At 57.9% G+C, this 304-nt stretch carries 1 pseudogene; it reads left to right on the top strand.

The annotated features are described in order from the left end of the window. Positions 1–304: pseudogene (locus AB9K34_RS08690) on the top strand (TetR/AcrR family transcriptional regulator); the annotation flags it as partial.

The raw sequence follows: 304 nt of genomic DNA, 5'->3' as shown, positions 1-304 counted from the left end.
GTCGAAAGCGTCGAGGCACCTGCCGGCTCCATTTCCGTAGCGGACTGCAACTTCTTTCGCTGCTTTCTCGACCCGGAGTTGTTTGATCACGGACTGGAGTTCGCGGACTCGGAATGGTCACGACGGGACGGGGCGGTGCGTCAACGCATAGATGCCGCTGATGGGGAACGCCTAAGGGCTGTCAGAGCCATGTACGAACGCTTTGGTTACTCTGAATACGACGCCGATACGCGCGCGCGCATCCTTTATTTCATGCAGCTTGGCTATCATGCACTGGAACTGCGCGAACCGATGTCGGAACGGA

The sequence above is a fragment of the Sedimentitalea sp. XS_ASV28 genome (genome assembly GCF_041224545.1).
Classification (GTDB): domain Bacteria; phylum Pseudomonadota; class Alphaproteobacteria; order Rhodobacterales; family Rhodobacteraceae; genus Sedimentitalea.
This window is presented reverse-complemented; position numbering and strand designations above follow the sequence as displayed.